Origin of the sequence: Saccharothrix australiensis (genome assembly GCF_003634935.1) — a bacterium.
Lineage (GTDB): Bacteria > Actinomycetota > Actinomycetes > Mycobacteriales > Pseudonocardiaceae > Actinosynnema > Actinosynnema australiense.
On record NZ_RBXO01000001.1, the window covers coordinates 1,191,405 to 1,212,049 of the forward strand.

Annotated in this window: 25 protein-coding genes and 1 pseudogene; 17 read left to right on the forward strand and 9 right to left on the reverse strand. The window is 73.8% G+C overall.

All coding sequences use genetic code 11. The features are described from left to right. The first annotated feature begins 11 nt into the window (after window positions 1-11). From dapE to C8E97_RS05750, 3 genes are read left to right on the forward strand one after another with little or no spacing between them, the layout of a single operon-like run. Window positions 12-1,079: a succinyl-diaminopimelate desuccinylase gene (gene dapE / locus C8E97_RS05740; RefSeq protein WP_121010870.1), complete on the forward strand. Its 1,068-nt coding sequence runs from the start codon at window positions 12-14 to the stop codon at window positions 1,077-1,079. 22 nt (window positions 1,080-1,101) lie between these two features. Continuing rightward, complete coding sequence (locus C8E97_RS05745; protein WP_121002316.1) at window positions 1,102-1,872, forward strand: LOG family protein; 771 nt, start codon at window positions 1,102-1,104, stop codon at window positions 1,870-1,872. Beyond that, entirely contained in the window at window positions 1,854-2,408 is a 555-nt protein-coding gene (locus tag C8E97_RS05750) for an LOG family protein (protein ID WP_121002318.1), read from the forward strand. The genes C8E97_RS05745 and C8E97_RS05750 overlap by 19 nt, the downstream gene beginning before the upstream one ends. 139 nt (window positions 2,409-2,547) lie before the next feature. On the opposite strand, the gene C8E97_RS05755 is transcribed toward C8E97_RS05750, so the two are convergent. Both C8E97_RS05755 and C8E97_RS05760 read right to left on the reverse strand, forming a co-directional pair. Continuing rightward, window positions 2,548-3,585 carry a DNA glycosylase AlkZ-like family protein gene (locus tag C8E97_RS05755; RefSeq protein ID WP_121002320.1) on the reverse strand — a complete coding sequence of 346 codons (1,038 nt, stop codon included), beginning with the start codon at window positions 3,583-3,585 and terminating at the stop codon, window positions 2,548-2,550. Continuing rightward, window positions 3,578-3,949, reverse strand: a complete 372-nt coding sequence (locus C8E97_RS05760; RefSeq protein ID WP_121002322.1) for a DUF3224 domain-containing protein — start codon at window positions 3,947-3,949, stop codon at window positions 3,578-3,580. Before C8E97_RS05760 ends, C8E97_RS05755 begins: the two co-directional genes overlap by 8 nt. 158 nt (window positions 3,950-4,107) lie before the next feature. Here C8E97_RS05760 and folP point away from each other — a divergent pair, with 158 nt between their 5' ends. Together folP and C8E97_RS36660 are read left to right on the forward strand one after the other, a co-directional pair. Beyond that, window positions 4,108-4,968: a dihydropteroate synthase gene (gene folP / locus C8E97_RS05765; RefSeq protein WP_121002324.1), complete on the forward strand. Its 861-nt coding sequence runs from the start codon at window positions 4,108-4,110 to the stop codon at window positions 4,966-4,968. Between the two features lie 45 nt (window positions 4,969-5,013). Next, window positions 5,014-5,205: a hypothetical protein gene (locus C8E97_RS36660; RefSeq protein ID WP_342776187.1), complete on the forward strand. Its 192-nt coding sequence runs from the start codon at window positions 5,014-5,016 to the stop codon at window positions 5,203-5,205. Here C8E97_RS36660 and C8E97_RS36665 read toward each other — a convergent pair. Further along, window positions 5,118-5,306, reverse strand: a pseudogene (locus C8E97_RS36665) (cytochrome ubiquinol oxidase subunit I); the annotation flags it as partial. The gene C8E97_RS36660 and the pseudogene C8E97_RS36665 overlap by 88 nt on opposite strands. A 93-nt stretch (window positions 5,307-5,399) precedes the next feature. Here C8E97_RS36665 and C8E97_RS05775 point away from each other — a divergent pair. The 5 genes from C8E97_RS05775 to C8E97_RS05795 all read left to right on the forward strand — a co-directional run bounded on the left by C8E97_RS05775 (window position 5,400) and on the right by C8E97_RS05795 (window position 7,723). Beyond that, window positions 5,400-5,738: a helix-turn-helix transcriptional regulator gene (locus C8E97_RS05775; RefSeq protein ID WP_121002326.1), complete on the forward strand. Its 339-nt coding sequence runs from the start codon at window positions 5,400-5,402 to the stop codon at window positions 5,736-5,738. Beyond that, window positions 5,720-6,403: a permease prefix domain 1-containing protein gene (locus C8E97_RS05780; protein ID WP_121002328.1), complete on the forward strand. Its 684-nt coding sequence runs from the start codon at window positions 5,720-5,722 to the stop codon at window positions 6,401-6,403. Before C8E97_RS05775 ends, C8E97_RS05780 begins: the two co-directional genes overlap by 19 nt. 69 nt (window positions 6,404-6,472) lie before the next feature. Further along, window positions 6,473-6,772 carry a DivIVA domain-containing protein gene (locus C8E97_RS05785; protein ID WP_121002330.1) on the forward strand — a complete coding sequence of 100 codons (300 nt, stop codon included), beginning with the start codon at window positions 6,473-6,475 and terminating at the stop codon, window positions 6,770-6,772. Then, complete coding sequence (locus tag C8E97_RS05790) at window positions 6,759-7,169, forward strand: SRPBCC family protein (RefSeq protein WP_121002332.1); 411 nt, start codon at window positions 6,759-6,761, stop codon at window positions 7,167-7,169. Before C8E97_RS05785 ends, C8E97_RS05790 begins: the two co-directional genes overlap by 14 nt. Beyond that, entirely contained in the window at window positions 7,166-7,723 is a 558-nt protein-coding gene (locus tag C8E97_RS05795) for a DNA-3-methyladenine glycosylase I (RefSeq protein ID WP_121002334.1), read from the forward strand. Before C8E97_RS05790 ends, C8E97_RS05795 begins: the two co-directional genes overlap by 4 nt. On the opposite strand, the gene C8E97_RS05800 is transcribed toward C8E97_RS05795, so the two are convergent. Next, on the reverse strand, window positions 7,710-8,489 hold the full coding sequence (locus tag C8E97_RS05800) for an enoyl-CoA hydratase-related protein (RefSeq protein WP_121002336.1): 780 nt from the start codon (window positions 8,487-8,489) through the stop codon (window positions 7,710-7,712). The two genes, C8E97_RS05795 and C8E97_RS05800, sit on opposite strands and share 14 nt — an antisense overlap. 31 nt (window positions 8,490-8,520) lie before the next feature. After that, window positions 8,521-9,300 (reverse strand): PaaX family transcriptional regulator, encoded by a 780-nt coding sequence (locus C8E97_RS05805; RefSeq protein ID WP_121002338.1) that lies wholly within the window; start codon window positions 9,298-9,300, stop codon window positions 8,521-8,523. Window positions 9,301-9,563: 263 nt separating this feature from the next. On the opposite strand from C8E97_RS05805, the gene C8E97_RS05810 reads away from it, so the two are divergent. Beyond that, window positions 9,564-9,731 carry a DUF3117 domain-containing protein gene (locus C8E97_RS05810; protein ID WP_012783412.1) on the forward strand — a complete coding sequence of 56 codons (168 nt, stop codon included), beginning with the start codon at window positions 9,564-9,566 and terminating at the stop codon, window positions 9,729-9,731. Between the two features lie 84 nt (window positions 9,732-9,815). Beyond that, window positions 9,816-11,234 carry a leucyl aminopeptidase family protein gene (locus tag C8E97_RS05815; RefSeq protein WP_121002340.1) on the forward strand — a complete coding sequence of 473 codons (1,419 nt, stop codon included), beginning with the start codon at window positions 9,816-9,818 and terminating at the stop codon, window positions 11,232-11,234. Window positions 11,235-11,413: 179 nt separating this feature from the next. Here C8E97_RS05815 and C8E97_RS05820 read toward each other — a convergent pair whose 3' ends face one another. Together C8E97_RS05820 and glgA are read right to left on the reverse strand one after the other, a co-directional pair. Then, on the reverse strand, window positions 11,414-12,805 hold the full coding sequence (locus C8E97_RS05820) for a hypothetical protein (protein ID WP_121002342.1): 1,392 nt from the start codon (window positions 12,803-12,805) through the stop codon (window positions 11,414-11,416). Between the two features lie 102 nt (window positions 12,806-12,907). After that, complete coding sequence (gene glgA, locus C8E97_RS05825; RefSeq protein ID WP_121002343.1) at window positions 12,908-14,065, reverse strand: glycogen synthase; 1,158 nt, start codon at window positions 14,063-14,065, stop codon at window positions 12,908-12,910. A 104-nt stretch (window positions 14,066-14,169) separates the two neighbouring features. On the opposite strand from glgA, the gene glgC reads away from it, so the two are divergent. Then, window positions 14,170-15,384 carry a glucose-1-phosphate adenylyltransferase gene (glgC, locus tag C8E97_RS05830; RefSeq protein WP_121002345.1) on the forward strand — a complete coding sequence of 405 codons (1,215 nt, stop codon included), beginning with the start codon at window positions 14,170-14,172 and terminating at the stop codon, window positions 15,382-15,384. Here glgC and C8E97_RS05835 read toward each other — a convergent pair. Beyond that, window positions 15,371-15,760 carry a cupin domain-containing protein gene (locus tag C8E97_RS05835; protein ID WP_211346922.1) on the reverse strand — a complete coding sequence of 130 codons (390 nt, stop codon included), beginning with the start codon at window positions 15,758-15,760 and terminating at the stop codon, window positions 15,371-15,373. The genes glgC and C8E97_RS05835 overlap by 14 nt on opposite strands. 44 nt (window positions 15,761-15,804) lie before the next feature. Here C8E97_RS05835 and C8E97_RS05840 point away from each other — a divergent pair, with 44 nt between their 5' ends. Further along, window positions 15,805-16,788, forward strand: a complete 984-nt coding sequence (locus C8E97_RS05840; protein ID WP_121002347.1) for a helix-turn-helix domain-containing protein — start codon at window positions 15,805-15,807, stop codon at window positions 16,786-16,788. Window positions 16,789-16,868: 80 nt separating this feature from the next. On the opposite strand, the gene C8E97_RS05845 is transcribed toward C8E97_RS05840, so the two are convergent. Further along, window positions 16,869-17,495: an O-methyltransferase gene (locus C8E97_RS05845; RefSeq protein WP_121002349.1), complete on the reverse strand. Its 627-nt coding sequence runs from the start codon at window positions 17,493-17,495 to the stop codon at window positions 16,869-16,871. 209 nt (window positions 17,496-17,704) lie between these two features. Between C8E97_RS05845 and sigE the strand changes: the two genes are divergently transcribed. The 3 genes from sigE to C8E97_RS05860 all read left to right on the forward strand — a co-directional run bounded on the left by sigE (window position 17,705) and on the right by C8E97_RS05860 (window position 20,636). After that, on the forward strand, window positions 17,705-18,277 hold the full coding sequence (gene sigE / locus C8E97_RS05850; RefSeq protein WP_121010876.1) for an RNA polymerase sigma factor SigE: 573 nt from the start codon (window positions 17,705-17,707) through the stop codon (window positions 18,275-18,277). Next, on the forward strand, window positions 18,274-18,894 hold the full coding sequence (locus C8E97_RS05855; RefSeq protein WP_121002351.1) for an anti-sigma factor family protein: 621 nt from the start codon (window positions 18,274-18,276) through the stop codon (window positions 18,892-18,894). Before sigE ends, C8E97_RS05855 begins: the two co-directional genes overlap by 4 nt. 212 nt (window positions 18,895-19,106) lie before the next feature. Continuing rightward, complete coding sequence (locus C8E97_RS05860) at window positions 19,107-20,636, forward strand: S1C family serine protease (protein ID WP_121002353.1); 1,530 nt, start codon at window positions 19,107-19,109, stop codon at window positions 20,634-20,636. The last annotated feature ends 9 nt before the right edge of the window (window positions 20,637-20,645 follow it).

The following is a 20,645-nucleotide window of genomic DNA, read 5'->3' on the forward strand; positions in this document are numbered from 1 at the left end:
ACGTGCCGGGCGTGGCCGACATCTTGCACCTCGCCGCTGATCCCGTCGAGCTGACCGCCGCGCTGGTGGACGTGCCCAGCGTGTCCGGTGAGGAGGGTGAACTCGCCGACCTGGTCGAACGCTCGCTGCGCACCCAGACGTCGCTGGAGGTGGTGCGCTCCGGGAACGCCGTGCTCGCCCGCACCAACCTCGGACTGCCGAAGCGGGTGGTGCTCGCCGGCCACCTGGACACCGTGCCGGTGAACGACAACCTGCCGTCCCGGTTGGAGGACGGCGTCCTGCACGGCCTCGGCACGTGCGACATGAAGGGCGGCGACGCGGTGATGCTCAACCTCGCCGCCACCACCGAGCGCCCGCGCCACGACCTCACCTTCGTGTTCTACGACTGCGAGGAGGTCGAGGCGGCGCGCAACGGGCTGGGGCGCGTCGAGCGGGAGCTGCGGGACTGGCTGGACGGGGACCTGGCGATCGTCTGCGAGCCGTCGAACGCCGCGATCGAGGCGGGCTGCCAGGGCACGATGCGGATCGAGGTCCGCACCGAGGGCGTCCGCGCGCACACCGCCCGCGGCTGGATGGGCGTGAACGCGATCCACGCCGTCGGCGAGGCGCTGCGCCGGCTGGAGTCCTACCAGCCGCGCCACGTCGACATCGACGGCTGCGTCTACCGGGAGGGCCTCCAGGCGGTGAAGGTCGAGGGCGGCGTGGCGGGCAACGTCGTACCCGACGAGTGCGTCCTGACGGTCAACCACCGGTTCGCGCCGGACCGCTCGCCCGAGCAGGCCGAGCAGCACCTGCGCGAGGTGTTCGAGGGCTACCGGGTCACCGTCACCGACCGCGCGGCGGGCGCGCTGCCCGGCCTGGGCTCCGAGGCCGCGCGGGAGCTGGTCGCGGCGGCCGGCGGCACACCGGTGGCCAAGCTCGGGTGGACCGACGTGGCGCGGTTCGCGGCGCTCGGGATGCCGGCCGTGAACTTCGGCCCCGGCGACCCGACGCTCGCCCACACCCGCCAGGAGAACGTGCCGGTGAACCAGATCCGACGATGCCGGGAAGTGTTGCGCCGCTTCCTCAACCGCGACTGATCGCGGGGATAGACTCGCGCCAATGAGCGACCAGAACGGCGTGGACGAGCACCCGAGGGAGAAGCAGCGCGGCCCGGTCGTCCTGCGCCGCGGTCGGCGGGACGAGCTGACCACCACGGACCAGCGGCTGCTGGACTCGCGCGGCCCGAGCGACTGGGTGCACACCGACCCCTGGCGGGTGCTGCGCATCCAGGCCGAGTTCGTGGAGGGCTTCGGCGCGCTGGCCGAGGTGCCGAGCGCGGTGACGGTGTTCGGCTCCGCGCGCACCGGCCGCGACCACCCCGAGTACGAGGCGGGCCGCAAGCTGGGCGGCGCGCTGGCCGAGGCCGGGTTCGCCGTCATCACCGGCGGCGGTCCGGGCGCGATGGAGGCGGTCAACCGGGGCTGCTCCGAGGCGGGCGGGTTCTCGATCGGGCTGGGTATCGAACTGCCGTTCGAGCAGGGCCTGAACCCGTGGGTCGACCTCGGGGTGAACTTCCGCTACTTCTTCGTGCGCAAGACCATGTTCATCAAGTACTCGCAGGCGTTCATCTGCCTGCCCGGCGGGTTCGGCACCCTGGACGAGCTGTTCGAGGCGCTGACCCTCGTGCAGACCAAGAAGGTCACCAAGTTCCCGGTGGTGCTGTTCGGCCGCGACTACTGGCAGGGCCTGTACGACTGGGTGAAGGGCTCGGTGCTGGGCGGTGGCAAGGTCGGCGACAAGGACCTGGCGCTGCTGCACCTGACCGACGACATCGACGACGCCGTGCGGGTGGTCAACGAGGCGCACCAGGCGTGGGCGGACTCGCATTGACCACCGTCACCGTCTACTGCGGATCGCTGCGGACCGTGCCGGAGTCCTACCTGGAGCTGGCGGCGGAGGTGGGCGCGGAGATCGCGCGCCGCGGCTGGTCGCTGGCGTGGGGTGGTGGCCGGACGTCCATGATGGGCGCGCTGGCGACCGCGGCGCGCGAGGGCGGCGCGCACACGACGGGCGTCATCCCGCGTGCGCTGGTCGACGTGGAGTGGGCCGACCGGAAGGCCGACGACCTGCGGCTGGTGGACACCATGCGGGACCGCAAGGCCGTGATGGAGGCGCAGGCGGACGCGTTCCTGGCGCTGCCGGGCGGCATCGGCACGTGCGAGGAGCTGTTCGAGGTGTGGACGGCGCGCGTGCTGGCGCTGCACGCGAAGCCCGTGGTGCTGCTGGACGTGGACGACCACTACCGGGGGTTGCTGGAGTGGCTGCGGGAGCTGCACGGGCGGGGGTTCGTGTCGCGGTTCGCGTTGGATTCGCTGGTGGTGACGGGTGACGTGCGGACGGCGTTGGACGCTTGTGCCGGGGGGTAGTCGGGTGCGGTGCGTCGGCTGCTCGCGCGTCGGCGCGGAGCGGGATTTGGGTCAAAGCTTGAAAAGCGCCCTCGCCGGACGGGCCGGCCACCGAGGATGACACGCTCGGGTGAGGTGTGTGCACTGGTGGCGCGTGTGGTCAGGTGAGGCGGGCGCGGTCCAGGCCGCGTGCCGTCGCCAGGCGGGTCGCCTCGTCCTCGAAGCGGTCGAGGTCCAGGGGGGCGAAGGGGGACAGGGTGATGTCCAGGCGGTTGCCCGTCGCCCTGGCTCGCCACGTGCCCAGGACCTCGCCGTCCACCATGATCGCGCCGGGGCGGCCCAGCACGCGCCAGACCTCCTTCCGGCGCCCCTCGTCGGGGACCAGCAGGGCGCGGTCGCGGGCGCTCAGGTACGGGTCCAGTGGTGGTAGGAGGCGGGCCACGTCGGGGCGTGGCGGGTTCTCGAACGCCGTCGCGCGGTCGGCGGGCAGCCACGCCCTCGGCGCGACCTCGACCAGGTCGTCCGGCCACGCCGCCTTGACCTCGCGGACCGGCGCGCCGACGAAGTCGGCCACCTCGGACGGTCCGGCCGGGCCGTGCAGGCGGAGGTAGTCGGCGACCAGGCCGGCGAAGCCGGTGGTGCGGTCCGGTGTCCGGCTGCCCGCGACCGGCACGAACGTCACCGTCCGCGCCGTCGGGTCGAACCGCAGCCCGGCGGGCAGCACGGCGAGCCGGAACACCGGGTCGTGCACGTGGGTCGCGGCGCAGCGCCGGCACCAGCCGGTCACCTCGGGCGGCACCAGCGGCGTGATCGCGGCCGACGCCTCGCCCTTGGTCATCGGCCGGTCCACGACCGCGCGCAGTGCCTCGACCACCTGCCGGAGCACCGCCAGCCCGGCGGTGACCGGCGGGCGGTTCATCCGGGTGACGGCGTCGGCGTCGCTCAGCGGCCACAGCGCCGCCGCCAGGCCGGGCAGCGCGCCGGGGCGGTGCCAGTGCGGCGCGCCGCGCACGGACCAGGTGAGCACGGAATCCGCCAGGTCGGGTGTTTCCAGCCGCGCCGCGAGGGCGGGCAGCGCGGACCGCTCCGAGTCCTGCACGCCCAGGTCGAACACGCGCAGCGCGGACGGCCCGGTGGCGGTCCGGTCGAACTGGTGGGCCGCGACCCGGTAGGCGATGACCCGCTCGCGGTCAGTCAACGCGGTAGTCCAGGGTGATCAGCTCGTGCTCCAGCTTGACGGTGCCGGTGATGCCGACCAGCTCACCGGTGCCCGAGCCGGGGACGATCGCGCCGTAGTAGGCCGGACCGGCGGGCGACATGGTGGCGCCGTGCTGGAACACGAACGTGCCCGTCCGGCCGTCCAGCGTGCCCCGGAACTCCTCGACGGCCACGTACCCGGCCGAACCCTCGTCCGGCCGGCAGGTGAGCAACTCGGCCGTGCTGGTGCCGGCGAGCGCCCCGGTGTAGCTCTTGTCGACCCGAACGCGACCGATCCGCGAGACGGCCTCGTCCGCGGGCTGCTCGTCCCAGTCGGTGATGGTGAACGGAGACTGCGATTCCATGCCGCCGATCCTGACAAGGATTCCTGCCACCCGCTGTCAGCTATGCGGGATCTCCCGCTGCAAACCGCGTCCGACCCCGCCGCGACAGGCGATTACTCGTGAGTGACAAGCCGCTGTGACGCGCCTCACCCGGTGGCTCGACGTGGCACGATGACCGCATGAGGTTCGGCGAGCGTGACGTGCCCGGCGATCGCGCTCTGGTGATGGCGATCGTCAACCGGACGCGGGACTCCTTCTACGACCGGGGTGCCACCTTCGACGACGACGCGGCGATGGCCGCCGTCGACCGGGCCGTGGCCGACGGCGCGGACATCGTCGACATCGGCGGCGTGAAGGCCGGGTCGAAGGGCGAGCCGGTGGACGCGGCCGAGGAGGCGCGGCGGGTCGTGCCGTTCGTCGCGGCCGTGCGGGAGCGCCACCCGTCGCTGGTGATCAGCGTCGACACGTGGCGGCACGAGGTCGGGCGCGCCGTGTGCGCGGCGGGCGCGGACCTGATCAACGACACGTGGGCGGGCGCGGACCCGGCGCTCGCCGAGGTCGCCGCCGAGTTCGGGGTCGGCATCGTGTGCTCGCACACCGGCGGCCTGCCGCCGCGCACGGACCCGCACCGGGTGCGGTACGACGACGTCGTGGCCGCCGTGGTGGCGGAGCTGGTGGCGCGCGCGGAGCGGATGGTGGCGCTCGGCGTGCCGCGGGACGGCGTGCTGATCGACCCGACGCACGACTTCGGCAAGAACACCTGGCACGGCCTGGAGCTGTTGCGCCGCTTGGACGAGCTCGTCGCCACCGGCTGGCCGGTGCTCATGGCGCTGTCCAACAAGGACTTCGTCGGCGAGACGCTGGGCGCGGGGGTGGGCGACCGCGTGGACGGCACGCTCGCCGCCACCTCCATCGCCGCCTGGCAGGGCGCGAAGGTGTTCCGCGCGCACGAGGTGCGGCGCACCCGCCACGTGGTGGAGATGGTGGCGGGCATCGCCGGCACCCGACCGCCCGCGCGCGTGCTGCGGGCGCTCGCCTGATCACCGCCGCGGTGTCGCGGCCGCGCCGCCGACGGGGTGCTCGGCGTGCCGGCGGCCCCGGTAGTAGCCGGGCGTCGCGACCAGCACGGCACGACGTGCGCGAACGCCGTGCCGAACAGCGGGTTCGCGGTCAGCGCGGAGAAGTCCACCAGCCGCAGCACGCCGTCGCGCTCCTCGTGGCCGACGGGGTGCTGGAGGAACGCGTTCGCCACCATGATCCAGAACGCGGACGCGTAGGCGGTCAGCGCCCCAGCCGGATCAGGGCCAGGTGCACCCACCTGTTCAACCGGTCCCACCCGAAGATCCACAGGCCAGGAGCCGGACGAGTCCGAGTGCATCCATAAGTAGGCAAGTCATAGGTAGACAGGCAACGTCTGTATCGGGGATCTCCCCGATACCACCCGAACCGCCGAACCGTAGACTCGCTACCCATGAAGTCGGACGCGTTGCGAGGTCACCTCGACGCGCTGCTGCTGGCCACGCTCGACGGCGGACCGCTGCACGGCTACGCCATCATCGAGGCGCTGCAACTGCGCAGCGGCGGCGCGCTGGACCTGCCCACCGGCACCGTCTACCCGGCCCTGCGCAGGCTGGAGACGGCCGGCCTGGTGACCAGCGAGTGGAGCACGGTCGGCGGTCGGCAGCGGCGCACCTACCGGCTCACCAAGGCGGGCCGGCGCGCGCTGGCCGCCGAGCGGACCGCGTGGCGCGAGTTCACCGCCGCGATCGAGGGCGTGCTGGGGGGCGGGCCGTGGCCGACGCGGGCGTGATCGACGAGTACCTGGCCGACCTGGACCGGAGGCTGCGCGGTCCGGAGCACGTGAAGGCGGACCTGCTCGCGGAGGCGCGGGACAGCCTGGACGACGCGGTGACGGCCTACCGGGGCGGCGGCCTGCCCGCCGAGGACGCCCAGCGGCGGGCGGTGGCCGAGTTCGGCCCGGTCAACCGGATCGCCCGCGACTACCAGAGCCTGCTGGCCCTCGCGCAGGGCGTGCGCACCCTCTGGACGCTCATCCTGGTCGTCCCGCTGGCCCGCGTGCTGTGGGAGGTGAACCGCAGCTTCTGGATCGGCTCGTGGCCCGCGCCCTCCGGCGGCGGCGCGCCGCCGGAGTGGTACCTCCTGATCGCCAGGGCCAACGACTCGACCACCTGGGTCGTGGTGGGCGCGGGGCTGTGCGCGCTGCTCACCGGGCGGCTGCTGGCCAGGAAGGGGTGGAGCGCGGTCTCCCTGGCGCGGCTGGCGGGCCAAGTGGCCGTGGGCGCGGTCGGCGTGTGCCTGCTCGGCAACCTGTCGATCATCATCGCCACCGTCCTCGTGGACGCGGCCCTGATGCTGATGTCACCGCCGGTCGGCCTGGCGTCCCTGGTGTCCCTGGTGATCCTGGCCCGGCTGCTGGTCGTCGCGCGGCGCTGCGTCGCGTCCGCCGCCGGCTGATCGGGCCGGACCGCGCGCTTCCGCGACTTCCTTGCGGCCCGCGGGCGCGGTGTGTGCCACGATCGTCCCGTGACCACCGCGCTCATCTACCTCGTCGTCATGGTCCTCGTGGCGGCCGTGGTGTTCCTGCTGGCCTCGCTCGTCTTCGGGCGCGGTGAGGAACTGGCGCCGCTGCCGCCCGGCGCGTCGCCCACCCGGTTGCCCGCCGACGAGCTGACCGCGGCCGACGTGCGCGACCTGAAGTTCCAGCAGGTGTTCCGCGGCTACAAGATGACCGAGGTCGACTGGGCGCTGGACCGGCTCGCGACCGAGGTCGAGCGGCTCCGGGCCAGGGTCGCCGAGCTGGAGTCGGCGCGTGACCCGGCTTGAGCTGCGCGTCGACGTCGCCACGCCGGCCGAGGTGACCTGGGCCGCCGCGACCGACTGGGCCCGCCAGGGCGAGTGGGTGCTCGCCACCAGGGTCCGGGTGACCCGCGGCGACGGGCGCGGCGTCGGCACGGAGCTGGCCGCGTTCACCGGCCTCGGGCCGATCGGGTTCACCGACACGATGCGCGTCACCGCGTGGGAGCCGCCGCTGCGCTGCGCCGTCCGGCACACCGGTCGGCTCGTGCGCGGCACCGCCGAGTTCCGGGTCGTCCCGCGCGGGGCGTGCAGCACGTTCGTCTGGGTCGAGGACGTGCCGCCGGCGTTGGGCGTGGTGCTCGCGCCGGGCGTGCGCTGGTCACTGCACAGGTTCGCCGATTTCGTCCGGGAGTACGACCGATGATCCGCTGCCCTTGGGGCGACAGCACGCCGGACTACGCCGAGTACCACGACACCGAGTGGGGCGTGGAGCTGCACGGCGAGGCCGAGATGTTCGAGCGGATGTGCCTGGAGTCCTTCCAGTCCGGCCTGTCCTGGATCACCATCCTGCGCAAGCGGGAGAACTTCCGGCGCGCCTTCGCGGGCTTCCGGCCGGACGTCGTGGCCGGGTACGGCCAGGAGGACGTCGACCGGCTGATGGCCGACGCGGGCATCGTCCGCAACCGGGCCAAGATCGACGCGGCGATCAACAACGCCCGCCGCGTGGCGGAGCTGGACGTGCCGCTGGACGACCTGCTCTGGTCGTTCGCGCCCGAGCGGCACGAGCGGCCGGCGACCGTCGACGACGTGCCCGCCATCACCCCCGAGTCGCGGGCGATGGCCAAGGAGCTGAAGCGGCGGGGGTTCGCCTTCCTCGGCCCCACCACCTGCTACGCGCTGATGCAGGCCACCGGCATGGTCGACGACCACATCGCGGCCTGCTTCCGCGCGACCGGGCAGCCCGTCAGCGCCCGGTGAACCGGGCGGGCCGCTTCGCCACGAACGCGGCCACCGCCTCCCGGTGGTCCGCGGTGGCGCCCGCCTCGGCCTGGGTGCGCGCCTCGACCTCCAGCGCGGCGGCCAGCCCACCGGAGAACGCGAGCGCCTCCTTGATCTTGGCGTAGGCCGTGGTCGGCCCCGCGGCGAGCCGGCGGGCCAGCGCCTGCGCCTGCGCCAGCGCCTCGCCGTCGGGCACCACCTGGGTGACCATGCCGATGCGCAGCGCCTCCTCCGCGCCCACCGGCTCGGCGAGCAGCATCAACTGCATCGCCCGGCCGTGCCCGATGAGCCGCGGCAGCGTCCACGACGCGCCCGAGTCGGCCGTCAGGCCCACGTTGGCGAAGGCCATCAGGAACTTCGCGGACGCCGCCGCCACCCGCAGGTCGCACGCGTAGGCGAGGGACGCGCCCGCGCCCGCCGCCGTGCCGTTGACCGCCGCCAGGACCGGCTTGGGCATCGCCACGACCGCCTTGATCAGCGGGTTGTAGTGCTCCTCCACGGTGCGCAGCGGCGCCGGGTCGCCCGCTTCCAGCAGCGCGACGTGCTCCTTGAGGTCCTGCCCGGCGGAGAACGCCTTCCCCGCGCCGGTGATCACCACGGCGCGCACGGCGTCGTCCGCCGCGGTCTCCCGCACCGCCTCGATCAGGCGTTCCTTCAACGCGACCGTGAACGCGTTGAACGACTCGGGCCGGTTGAGGGTGAGGGTGCGCACACCGTCGGCGTCGTCGACGAGGAGTTCGGACACGGGATGGACCTCTCTGTCGGTATCCGGTCGGCTAGTCGCCGCCCAGGCTGTCGTCCACGAACCGGCGCGCCGCCGGCGCGAGCCGCGCGGTGTGCCGGTCGAAGAACTCCGCCGCCGCGTGGCCCGGCCAGTCCGCGGGCAGCAGCTCGCGGGGCAGTCCGGGGTCGCGGAACAGGAACTTCCGCCAGGCGTGCAGGAACCGCTGTGACGCGGCGAACGCCTCGGCGGGCGACGATCCGTCCACAGCGGACACCACCGGCTCCCACTCGGCGACGAACCGCGCGTAGTCCGCGCCCAGCGCGTCGAGGTCCCACGCGCGGGCGGCCAGCGCCTCCGCCGAGCCCTCGTGCTCGCCGCGGAACGTGCCGGCCACCACACCCTCGCCGGCGAGCACGTCGGGCAGCTCGGGCGAGGGGCGCGGTGCGATCCACGTCACGGGGCCGAGCTGACCGTAACCGAGCAGTTGCAGCGAGGAGGCGAGCCGGTCGCGGGACTCCCGCGCGGGCAGCTCCTGGAGCACCACGACGTGCCACCGTCCGTCCCAGGTGGACGGGCGGGTCCGGTAGATGCGGGCCGCGGCCTCGTCCAGCCGCCGTTCCGCGCGGGGTGTCATGGCGTAACCGGGGCCCGACGCCAGCCGCACCGGCTCCAACCAGCCCTGACGCACCGTCCGGGACACCGCGGTGCGCACCGCGGGCGGCGCGAAGTCCAGCGGTTCGAGCAGCCGGACCAGGGCGGCGATGGTCGCCGCGCCACCCCGCTCGCGGAGGTGGCCGCCGTAGACGTCGAAGAGCGCCGAACGTGCCCGCACGAGATCCGAGTGTGTCAGGACGACCCCGCGACACGCCACAGCGCAGGAATTGGTAACGACCGGGTGACGGCGAAAGCGGCGGCCGGAAATCGTTGGGGCACGGCGATCCTGGCGCTCCACCGCACGTCGGCGAAGATCGCCCGCCGGGCACAGATCGGTTGGAAAGATCGGTTCGGTTTCGCCGGTGAGTCCGCATAGGGGAGAATGGGTCGGAGTATCCGGCCCTGGTCGGACGGGGAAGATGTTGACGGAGGGAGCACGCGATGGCGGCCATGAAGCCCCGGACCGGCGACGGTCCCCTTGAGGTCACCAAGGAGGGGCGTGGCATCGTGATGCGCGTTCCGCTCGAGGGTGGGGGCCGACTCGTCGTCGAGATGTCGGCGGACGAGGCCAACGCCCTGGGCGACGCCCTCAAGGCAGCCGCTGGCTGACCCAGCCGGAGCGAGAAATCGTCGGGCCCCGGTTTCCACAGTGGAACCGGGGCATCACTTCGTCCTGACCCCCGAGGAGCACCGGTGCCGCTGACCGTCCCCACCCCGCTGGTCGCCGTCGAGGCGGCCGACACCCTCCGACGCGGTGTGGGGCGGGTGGTCCTGGCCAGGCCCGGTGAGCCACCGGTGCTGGGGCCGGGTGGGGCGGACGTCGAGGTGACCCCGCAGGTCACCGGCAAGGCGGGCGAGGCGCGGCAGCAGGGGCGCGACTGGGTGCTCGGCGTCGGCGGCGGCGCGCCGGCCGACTGGCGCACGGCGGGCGCGGGCCTGGCCAGGGCGTTGCACGCGGGCGCGGAGCGCGGCGGCGGCACGACGTTCGACGTCCGGCTGACGGAGGACGCCGACGTCCGGTCGTTCGTGCTGGGCCTCGTCCTGGGCGGCTACCGCTACCGGGTGACGTCCGAACCCGCGCCCGCGCGCCTCAAGTCGCTGCGCCTGGTCGGCGAGGTGGCCCCGGAGGACGTGCGGGAGGCGGTGGACCTGGCCACCGCGACCGCCCTGACGCGGGACCTGGCGAACACGCCGTCCAACGTGAAGGACCCGGCGTGGCTGGCGACCACCGCCACCAGGCTGGCGAAGGGCGCGCCGGGCCTGGCGGTGGCGGTCCGCGACGAGAAGTGGCTGGCCCGCGAGGGCTTCGGCGGCGTGCTGGCGGTGGGCGGCGGCTCGGCCCGGCCGCCCCGCCTGATCCACCTGACGTGGGAGGGCGCGACCGGCGGCCCGCACCTGGTCCTGGTCGGCAAGGGCATCACCTTCGACACCGGCGGCATCTCGGTCAAGCCGGCGGAGGGGATGCACCTCATGCGCACCGACATGGCAGGCGGCGCGGCGGTGATCGCGGCCCTGACCACCATCGCCCGGCGCAACCTGCCGATCCGGGTGACCGGCCTGGTGCCGTGCGCGGAGAACCACGTCTCCGGCAGCGCCTACCGCCCCGGCGACGTGGTGCGGCACTACGGCGGCACGACGACCGAGGTGTCGAACACCGACGCGGAGGGCCGCATGGTCCTGGCCGACGCGATGGCCTACGCCGTCCGGAACCTGGCACCCGACGCCCTGGTCGACGTGGCCACCCTGACCGGCGCGATGAAGGTGAGCCTGGGCCTGCGGACCGGCGGCCTCTTCGCGAGCGACGACACCCTGGCGGCCCGCCTCGCCGAGGCCGGCGAGCGGACGGGCGAGTCCTGGTGGCGGATGCCGCTGCCGGCGGACCTGGCCGACGACGTGAAGAGCGACATCGCGGACGTCCGCCAGTGCCCACCGGGCCCCGGCGGCATCACGGCGGCGCTGTTCCTGCGCGAGTTCACCGGCGGCCTGCCGTGGGCGCACCTGGACATCGCCGGCCCGGCGAGGGCGGACAAGAACTACGCCGAAGTGGTCCCCGGCGCCTCCGGTTTCGCCGCCCGGACCCTGGTCGACTTCGCCGCCAACTACACCACCTGACCACGCGCCCAGCGCACACCACGCCCGCTTTTCGCCGTTCCGCGCCGCGCCGAGGTCACACCCAGAGGTCATCCTCGGTGGCCGGCCCGTCCGGCGAGGACGCTTTTCGAGCTTTGACACCCCTTCCCCCGGCGCTCCTTCGCGCCGCCCCTGGAAAACGCCCCACCCCCTGGAAACCCTCAGAAATCGAGCGGCACGCCAACCGGTTCCCCGCCCGACAGCTCCACCTCGCCCAGCACCGGCAACGTCACCTTCCCCGGCACCACCGAGACGTTCACCGACCGCACGTCACCCGGCACCTCGACCACCACCGCGACCGGGAAGGTGTCACCGCCGTACCGCGCACCCACCAGCGGGGCGCGCGACCCGTCCGGCAGCGTCACCGCCACGAAGTCCTTCATCACCGGCGCACCGGCCACCTGCGGCAGGTCCTTCCCCAGCAGGCGCAGCTCCAGCAGCCCCTTGTCCGGCGCGGACGCCGTCGCCAGCGCGTACTGGCCGTCCGCGCTCACCGGCCGCTGCCTGCCGAGCCGGGCCCGCTGGACCTCCAGCGAGCCGTCGCGGTCGCCGAGCCGCACCCGCTGGGTCACGGACACGGCCGTGTCGCCGTCCCGGCGCAGCACCGCCGGCGCGTCCGCCCGCGCCGTCCCGGACGGCACCGCCACCCGCTGCTCCAGCGACTTCGCCCCCACGGTGGTCAGCACCAGCTGCTCGCCACCGAGGCCACCGTCATCGGCGCGGTCCGCGACGCCGCCGTCCCCGTCGGGCACCGTGTAGACGACGAACACCGACCCGTTCTCGGGCAGCCGGTCGATGGGCAGCTGGTGCCGCCGTCCGGGCACCTGCAACGCCAGTTCCGGGAGCTGGGGCTCCCACCCGGCCCAGGGCGTCTGCCCGAACGCGGAGTCCGTGACGGTCAGCCGCTCCACGGCCAGCCGCAGCACCCGCAGCCGCACGCCGTGCTCGGCCCGCAGGTCGCCCTTGGGCGTGGCCCACGACTCCGGACTCCCGAACCCGGTGATCCGCACCGCGAGCTGGTCGTCCCGGATCACCCCGGACGCCTCGCCCACCGCCCGCCCGTCGTCGGGCAGCACGGCGAGGAAGTCGGGACCCGCCTCGCCGACCCCCTGGTCGGCCTCGGCCTCCCGCCCGTCGGTGCGGACGAGCTTGCCGACCGGCGTGCTGCGGCTGCCCAGCTCGGGCACCTGCGGCGGCTGCACCTCCAGCCGCACGCCGGCGGCCCCGCTCTCGACCTCCTTCAGCGGCACCGGCACCCAGTCGGTGGCCGCGGCCGTGCCCGGCACCTGGACCGGGCCGCACCACAGCCGGGTGTCGACCTCGCTCTTCGCGCCGGTGCGGGCGAACCAGCAGTTGACCGCCTCGCTGCCGGCGCGGGCCACGTACCCGAAGTTGAGCGTGTAGCTCAGTTCGGCCTCGGCGCGCATCTGCAACCCCTGCGCGTCCACCACGGGACGACCGCCGATGGTCAGCTCCGGCGCGCTGGTCCGCACGGGAGCCGTGCCGCACCCGGCCAGCAGCAGCCCGACCACGGCGAACGCAACCCACCGCATGTGACCCCCAGTAGTTGATCCCCTACTGGTTAAAGGCGGTTCACCCCCTTACCGGTTGCCACGAACGGGTGTGACGCACAACACGCTGGACAGGAAGGGTGATCAGGACCCGAGCACCCCCCGGTACACGTCCACGGTCTCGGCGGCCACCGCCGCCCACGAGAACTCCCGCACCGCGCGCTCCCGGCCGGCCGCGCCGAACGCCCGCGCCCGCTCCGGGTCGCCCAGCACCTCGTTCACGGCGTCCGCCAAGCCGGTCCGGAACGCCGCGACGTCCGCCTCGTCGTAGTGCACCAGCAGCCCCGTCCGGCCGTGGTCCACCACCTCCGGGATGCCGCCGACGTCCGACGCCACGACCGCGGTGCCGCACGCCATCGCCTCCAGGTTCACGATGCCCAGCGGCTCGTACACCGACGGGCACACGAACACCGCCGCGTGGCTGAGGACCTGCCGCACCTCCTCCGGGGCCAGCATCCGCTGGAGCCACACCACGCCCGGCCGCGCGGCGGACAGCCGGGCCACCGCGGCCCGCGTCTCGGCGGCGATCTCCGGCGTGTCCGGCGCGCCCGCGCACAGCACGACCTGCGCGTCGTGCGAGATCCGGTGCGCCGCCGCGACGAGGTGCTCCACCCCCTTCTGCCGCGTGACGCGCCCGACGAACGCCACGATCGGCCGCGCCGGGTCGATCCCGTTCCGCTCCAGCGCGTCGGTCCCGGTCACCGGGCGGTACTCCGCGGTGTCGATCCCGTTGCGCACCACGTGCACGCGGGCCGGGTCCAGCGCGGGGTAGCAGTCCAGGACGTCGGCGCGCATGCCTTCGCTCACCGCGATGACGGCGTCCGCCGCCTCGTAGGCGGTGCGCTCCGCCCACGTCGAGATCCGGTAACCGCCGCCGAGCTGCTCGGCCTTCCACGGGCGGCGCGGCTCCAGCGAGTGCGCCGTGACCACGTGCGGCACGCCGTGGAGCAGCTTGGCGAGGTGCCCGGCCAGGTTGGCGTACCAGGTGTGCGAGTGCGCGAGGTCGACCCCGGCCAGCGCCGCCGCGATCTCCAGGTCCGCCGACAGCACGCCCAGCGCCGGGTTCACCGCGTCCAGCGCCGGCGCGGGCCGGTACGCGGCGGCGTCCGGGCGCGGCCCGCCGAAGGCGTGCACGTCCACCTCGACCAGCTCGCGCAGGCGCGGCACCAGCGCGCCGACGTGCACCCCGGCGCCGCCGTAGACCTCCGGCGGGTACTCCCGTGTCAGCAGTCCAATTCGCACAGCGCCCACCGTAACCCCGCCGCCGCCGGCGACCGGGTGAACAATCCCCGCCCGCGTTCCTCCGCCGTTGGTGGGCCGGTGCCCGCCCGGTTAGGGTCGTTGTCGTGAAAGGGCAACCGCATGTACTAGGAATTGTCCTCGCTGGTGGCGAAGGTAAACGGTTGTGGCCGTTGACCGCTGACCGGGCAAAGCCCGCGGTGCCCTTCGGCGGCAACTACCGGCTCGTCGACTTCGTGCTGTCCAACCTCGTCAACGCCGGTTTCGTCCGGCTGTGCGTGCTGACGCAGTACAAATCCCATTCACTCGACCGCCACATCTCGACGACGTGGCGGCTGTCCAATGTCCTCGGCCAGTACGTGACGCCGGTGCCCGCCCAGCAGCGGCTGGGACCGCGCTGGTACACCGGCAGCGCCGACGCGATCTACCAGAGCCTGAACCTCGTCTACGACGAGCAGCCCGACCACATCGCCGTTTTCGGGGCCGACAACGTCTACCGGATGGACCCCGGCCAGATGCTCGACCGGCACGTCCGGTCCGGGGCCGGCGTGACCGTGGCCGGTATGCGCGTGCCGCGCGCCGAGGCGAAGGCGTTCGGGTGCGTCGACTCCGACGAGTCCGGCCGGATCACCCGGTTCCTGGAGAAGCCCGCCGACCCGCCGCACGTGCCGGGCGACCCCGAGGTCACGTTCGCGTCGATGGGCAACTACCTGTTCACGGCGGAAGCCCTGCTGGAGGCGCTGCGCGCGGACGCCGCCAACCCCGACTCCGACCACGACATGGGCGGCGACATCATCCCCATGATGGTCGACCGGGGCCAGGCGCACGTGTACGACTTCGCGGACAACGCCGTGCCGGGCGAGACGGACCGCGACCGCGGCTACTGGCGCGACGTGGGGACCATCGACGCCTACTACGAGGCGCACATGGACCTGGTGTCCGTGCGCCCGGTGTTCAACCTCTACAACCAGGCGTGGCCGATCCGCACCGCCACCCCGCCGCTGCCGCCCGCGAAGTTCATCGCGGGCGGCAGCGCCGAGGACTCGATGGTCGGCCCCGGCTCGATCATCTCCGGGACCGTCCACGGCTCCGTCGTCTCTTCCGACGTGGTCGTGGAGACCGGGTCCGTCGTGCAGGGGAGCGTGCTGCTGCCGGGCGTGCGCATCGGGCGCGGCGCGGTGGTGCGGCGCGCGATCCTGGACAAGAACGTGATCGTGCCCGACGGCGCGCTGATCGGCGTCGACCCGGCCACGGACCGGCGGCGCTACACGGTCTCGGCGGGCGGCGTCACCGTGCTGGGCAAGGGCGTCACGGCCGCCTGAGCGCGTGACCGGTGGTCGCGTCGACGTGGTCGGGGACCTCCTCGTGGTGGTCGCCGACCGTCGACGTGCCGGACGGCTCGAACATCAGGATGTGCGCGCCGCGCTCGGAGGAGGGCTTGTGCTCGACGCCGCGCGGCACCACGAAGGTGTCGCCCTGGCCGAGGTGGACGGTGCGGTCCCGCAGCGCGATGTCCAGCTCGCCGTCGACCACCAGGAAGAACTCGTCGGTGTCGGCGTGCGAGTGCCACAGGTGCTCGCCCCGGACCTTCGCCACGCGGACGTCGTAGTCGTTGACGGTCGTCAGGATGCGGGGGCTCCACAGCGCGTCGAAACTGGCCAGCGCCTGGCCGATGTTCACCGGTTCCATGTCGATCATCCTGGGCGCTGTCCGCGCGCCGGCGTGAGTGCTAGGAATCGCACATGCCGCGTGATTCCTCGCACCGGGTCGTGATGATCGTCGACACCGGCTCGAACCCGTTCGAACTGGGCGTGGCCACCGAGCTGTTCGGCCTGCGCCGGCCCGAGCTGGGCGACCGGCCGTGGTACTCGTTCACGCTCTGCGCGCGCGGCCCGGTGACCCTAAACCACGGCTTCTGCACGCTGTCCGGCGTGCCCGACCTGTCGGCGGTGGACGACGCCGACACGGTGATCGTGTCCAACCGCCCCGACTCGTGGGTCCGCCCGCCCGAGGACCTGCTGGCCGCCGTCCGCCGGGCGCACGCCCGCGGCGCGCGGCTGGTGTCCTTCTGCACCGGCGCGTTCACCCTGGCGCACGCCGGGCTGCTCGGCGGTCGCCGCGCCACCACCCACTGGCAGTGGGCCGACCTGTTCCGGGAGCTGTTCCCGGACGTCGACCTCGTCCCCGACGCGCTCTACGTGACCGACGGCGACATCCACACCGCAGCGGGCAGCGCCGCCGCGCTCGACCTGGGCCTGCACCTGATCCGGGGCGACCACGGCGCGGAGGTCGCGAACGCGGTGTCCCGCCGCCTGGTGTTCGCCGCGCACCGCGACGGCGACCAGCGGCAGTTCGTGAAGCGGCCGGTGCCCGCGGTGCCGGACACCTCGCTGGCCCCGGTGCTGGCGTGGGCGCGCGAACGCCTGGCCGACCCGCTCACGGTGGCCGACCTCGCCGCGCGGGCCGCGCTGAGCCCGGCCACCCTGCACCGCCGCTTCCAGCGGGAACTCGGCACCACGCCGCTCGCCTGGCTGACCGCCGAACGGGTCGACCTGGCCTGCTCGCTCCTCGAACGGGGCGAGACCCGCCTGGACGTGGTCGCCCGCACCGCCGGCCTCGGCTCGGCGTCCACCCTGCGGGCGCGGCTGCGCAGGCGGACCGGCCTGACCCCGAGCGCCTACCGGCAGCGGTTCGGCGCGGCCAGGGGCACCGCCGCGGCCACCTAGGCCACCGGTGGCGGCCCTCCGCCGCCACCGGGGAGGGCCCCCTCCCGCTCCTCGGCGCGCCACACGCGCGCCTCCCGCCGTTAAGGCGACTTCGCCGCCACCAGCAGCCCGTCACCCAGCGGCAGGAGCACCGGCACCAGCCGGTCGTCCTCGCGCACCGCCCGCGCCACGTCGCGCGCCGCCACCGTGTCCGGGTCGCGGTGCGCCGGGTCGGCGACCCGGCCGTCCCGCAGGACGCCGTCGAACGCGATCACCCCGCCCGGCCGCAGCAGTCGCACGCCCTCCTGGAGGTACCGCGCGTCCCCGGCGCCGACCGCGCCCACGAACACCAGGTCGTACGCCCCGTCGGTCAGCCTCGGCAGCACGTCCGGCGCACGGCCCGTGATCAGCCGGGTCCGCGACACCGCGACGCCCGCCTCGGCGAACGCCACCCGTGCCACCCGCTGGTGCTCCGGCTCGGCGTCGATCGAGGTCAGCACCCCGGCCGGGGGCATGCCGCCGAGCAGGTACAGCGAGCCGACGCCCGCGCCCGTGCCGACCTCCACCACGGCCTTCGCCCGCAACGCGGTCGCCAGGAACCGCAGGACCGCGCCGCCGGCCGCGCCGACCGACGCGCACCCCAACCCGACGCCCCGCGCCCGCGCCGCCGCCGTCACCGCGTCCTCGGGCTGGTAGCGCTCCACGTACTCGCGCAGCGGGGCATCCACAGCGTGAGGTTAACGCCGGACGCGGCGGATCGGGTGAATCTCGCGCGGAACGGAATTCTCAGCCTGCTCTCAGCCGACTCTCACGATGGTTATAAGCGAGCCGGTCACGCTGGTACCCAGCGCAGGACCGAACGGGAACACGGGAGCCACGGCGAACGTTGAACCCGTACAGCAGGGCAACCAGCCCAGTGGAGGTGCTTCACCGCCCGATGCCAACGCAGCCGTATACCGCCACCGCGCCCATCGACGACACGGAATGGATCGTGCCGACGTGGGACCAGGTCGTCCGCGACCACGCCGACCGGGTGTACCGCCTGGCCTACCGACTCAGCGGTAACCAACACGACGCCGAGGACCTCACCCAGGAGACGTTCGTCCGGGTGTTCCGGTCGCTCGCGTCGTACCAGCCGGGCACCTTCGAGGGCTGGCTGCACCGCATCACCACGAACCTGTTCCTGGACATGGTGCGCCGCCGCTCCAAGTTCCGGATGGAGGGCCTGCCCGACGACGCCGAGCGCCTCGCCGGCGACGACCCGAGCCCCGAGCAGGTCTACACCGACACGCACCTCGACCCGGACCTCCAGGCCGCGCTCGACGAGTTGCCGCCGGACTTCCGCGCCGCAGTAGTGTTGTGTGACGTCGAAGGGCTCTCCTACGAGGAGATCGGCGCGACCCTCGGTGTGAAGCTGGGTACCGTGAGGAGCAGGATCCACCGGGGCCGCCAAGCCCTGCGCGCCGCACTGGAACGCCGTCGGGGTCTGGTTCAGGAGGACTCTGCATGACCGATCTGCGAGGTTGGGGACTGCCCGAGCAGCACCTGCTGCCCGACGCGGTCGTCGCCTTCGTCGACGGCGAGCTGTCGGCTTCGGCCCACGGCAGGGCCTCGGCGCACCTGGCGCGCTGCCCGTTCTGCGCGGCGGAGGCGTACTCGCAGCGGCAGGCGCGCTCCGCCGTCCGCGCGGCCGAGACGCCGTCCGCACCCGCCGGCCTGCTGGCCAGGCTGGGCGCGATCCCGCAGGAGGTCGACCTGCCCAGCGCGCCGGACGGCCTCGCGGTCAGCGAGGACGGCCAGCTGGTCACCGTGCAGCGGCCCGACCGGGCGACCTTCGGCAGCGGCCCGGTCCTGGGCCAGAGCCGCCCGTTCGGCACCGGTAGCCGGTTCGGCGGCCGTCGTGCCAGGCAGGGCGCGGGCGTCGTCGTGTCCGGGCTGATGCTGGGCGCGCTGGCGCTCGTCGTGCCCGGCAGCGAGGAGCCGTCGCCCATCCCCGCGCAGGGCAGCACACCCCCGCTCGCACCCGCCGTCGCGCCGCGGCTGGTGGACGACGCGCGGGCGCAGCTCAAGCCCGTCGCGAACACCGCACCCACCGGCGTGGTCGCGGACACCCTCCCCGGTCGCTGACGCACGCGGCCGACGCGGTCGCTACGGCCACCGCGCGGTCGAGCGCCGCCAAGCCCTCAGTGCCCCAGTGCCGCCGAGCCTCCCAGTGCCGCCAAGTCCTCAGCGCCGCCACTGCCCCCACGCGCGGGCGTACGACCGTACTGACGACAACTTCACCGGTCACCGGGCACGATGAGCCCCGCAACACCGGCAACACCGACGTGCGGGGAGCGATGAGCGAGCCACAGCAGGGCAACGGGACCCCCAGGTCCGGCGTGGACGACGGGGCGCACCGCAGGCTCGCACCGCGCCCCCTCCACCGCCCGAACGTGGACCCGAACCAGGCGGCCGTCTTCGGCCGCCCCGCAGGCGTGCCCGGCGCGTTCGCCGAGCGCCCGCCGCTCAACGGCCACCGCGGCGCGGGCGTCCAGCTCTCCCCGCCCCCGCCCGAGGCGCTGAGCACCGCGTTCGGCCGCCCGCGCGGCACCGCCGAACTGCTCCAGCGCCCGCCGCTCGACGTGCACGGCGAACCCGAGGTCGAGCCCGTCTTCTGGGAGGGCAAGCCGGCCGGCGACGCGTGGCGCGACCCCGGCGCGAGCGCCGTCATCGGCCCGCCCGCGGTCACCGAGGAGCCGGCGGAGAAGGCCGAGGACGTCCGCTCGGCACCGGGCCCGCAGCTCAGCGTCCCCGAACTGCTGTTCGGCAGGCGCGTCAAGCCGATGGGCCTCGCGCTGCTGATGGTCGCGGCCCTGCTGGTCGGCGCGGCGGGCGGGGTCGTCGGCTGGCTGCTCGGCAAGGTGGACAACCCGCTGACCGACGGCGGCGTGACCCTGGCCGAGGTGCAGCCCGGCAAGGAGCGCCCGGTCGGCTCGGTGTCCGACATCGCCAAGCGCGTCACGCCCAGCGTCGTGTCCATCGAGTTCAAGGGCGCGAACGTGGCCGGCGTCGGCTCCGGCGTGGTCATCGACGGCGGCGGTTACATCCTCACCAACGACCACGTGGTCGCGCCCGCCGTCCAGGACACGTCCGCCAAGCTCACCGTGGTCTTCACCGACGGCAAGCGGGCCATCGCCCAGATCGTCGGCCGCGACCCGAAGACCGACCTGGCCGTGATCAAGGTCCAGGTCGACAACCCGACCGTCCTCCAGTTCGGCAACTCGGACGAGCTGGCGGTGGGCGACACCGTGCTCGCCATCGGCTCGCCGCTGTCACTGTCGAACACCGTCACCGAGGGCATCGTCAGCGCCCTGCACCGGCCCGTGACGGCGGCGGGGGAGAACGGCGGCCCACAGATCACCTACGACGCCATCCAGACCGACGCGGCCATCAACCCCGGCAACTCGGGCGGCGCGCTGGTCGACTCGTCGGGTGCGCTGGTCGGCATCAACTCGTCCATCCGCACCGAGACCGGCGGCTCGGTCGGTCTCGGTTTCGCGATCTCCGGCAACTACGCCCGGAAGATCTCCCAGGCCCTCATCCGCGACGGCCAGGTGAAGCACGCGGACATGAACGTCAACGTCCGCTCGGCCTCCGCCGAGACCGCGGAGGGCGCGCAGGTCCAGAACGTCCCGGAGGGCGGCGCGGCGGCGGCGGCCGGCATCCAGGAGGCGGACGTGATCACGCGGGTCGGCGACCGGACGGTGCGCAACGCCGCGGAGCTGACGGTCGCGGTGCGGAACCACGAGATCGGGGACACGGTCCCGGTGGTCCTGGCGCGGCAGGGGCGGGAACTCACCTTGCAGGTGACGCTCCGGTCCGACTGACGGCTACTC

Coding starts and splice junctions, on each gene's coding strand:
- C8E97_RS05745 (WP_121002316.1), top strand. CDS start 1,102: ATGAGCGACCAGAACGGCGTGGACGAGCACCCGAGGGAGAAGCAGCGC.
- C8E97_RS05760 (WP_121002322.1), bottom strand. CDS start 3,949: ATGGAATCGCAGTCTCCGTTCACCATCACCGACTGGGACGAGCAGCCC.
- folP (WP_121002324.1), top strand. CDS start 4,108: ATGAGGTTCGGCGAGCGTGACGTGCCCGGCGATCGCGCTCTGGTGATG.
- C8E97_RS05775 (WP_121002326.1), top strand. CDS start 5,400: ATGAAGTCGGACGCGTTGCGAGGTCACCTCGACGCGCTGCTGCTGGCC.
- C8E97_RS05795 (WP_121002334.1), top strand. CDS start 7,166: ATGATCCGCTGCCCTTGGGGCGACAGCACGCCGGACTACGCCGAGTAC.
- C8E97_RS05810 (WP_012783412.1), top strand. CDS start 9,564: ATGGCGGCCATGAAGCCCCGGACCGGCGACGGTCCCCTTGAGGTCACC.
- C8E97_RS05820 (WP_121002342.1), bottom strand. CDS start 12,805: ATGCGGTGGGTTGCGTTCGCCGTGGTCGGGCTGCTGCTGGCCGGGTGC.
- C8E97_RS05835 (WP_211346922.1), bottom strand. CDS start 15,760: ATGATCGACATGGAACCGGTGAACATCGGCCAGGCGCTGGCCAGTTTC.
- C8E97_RS05840 (WP_121002347.1), top strand. CDS start 15,805: ATGCCGCGTGATTCCTCGCACCGGGTCGTGATGATCGTCGACACCGGC.
- sigE (WP_121010876.1), top strand. CDS start 17,705: ATGCCAACGCAGCCGTATACCGCCACCGCGCCCATCGACGACACGGAA.
- C8E97_RS05855 (WP_121002351.1), top strand. CDS start 18,274: ATGACCGATCTGCGAGGTTGGGGACTGCCCGAGCAGCACCTGCTGCCC.
- C8E97_RS05860 (WP_121002353.1), top strand. CDS start 19,107: ATGAGCGAGCCACAGCAGGGCAACGGGACCCCCAGGTCCGGCGTGGAC.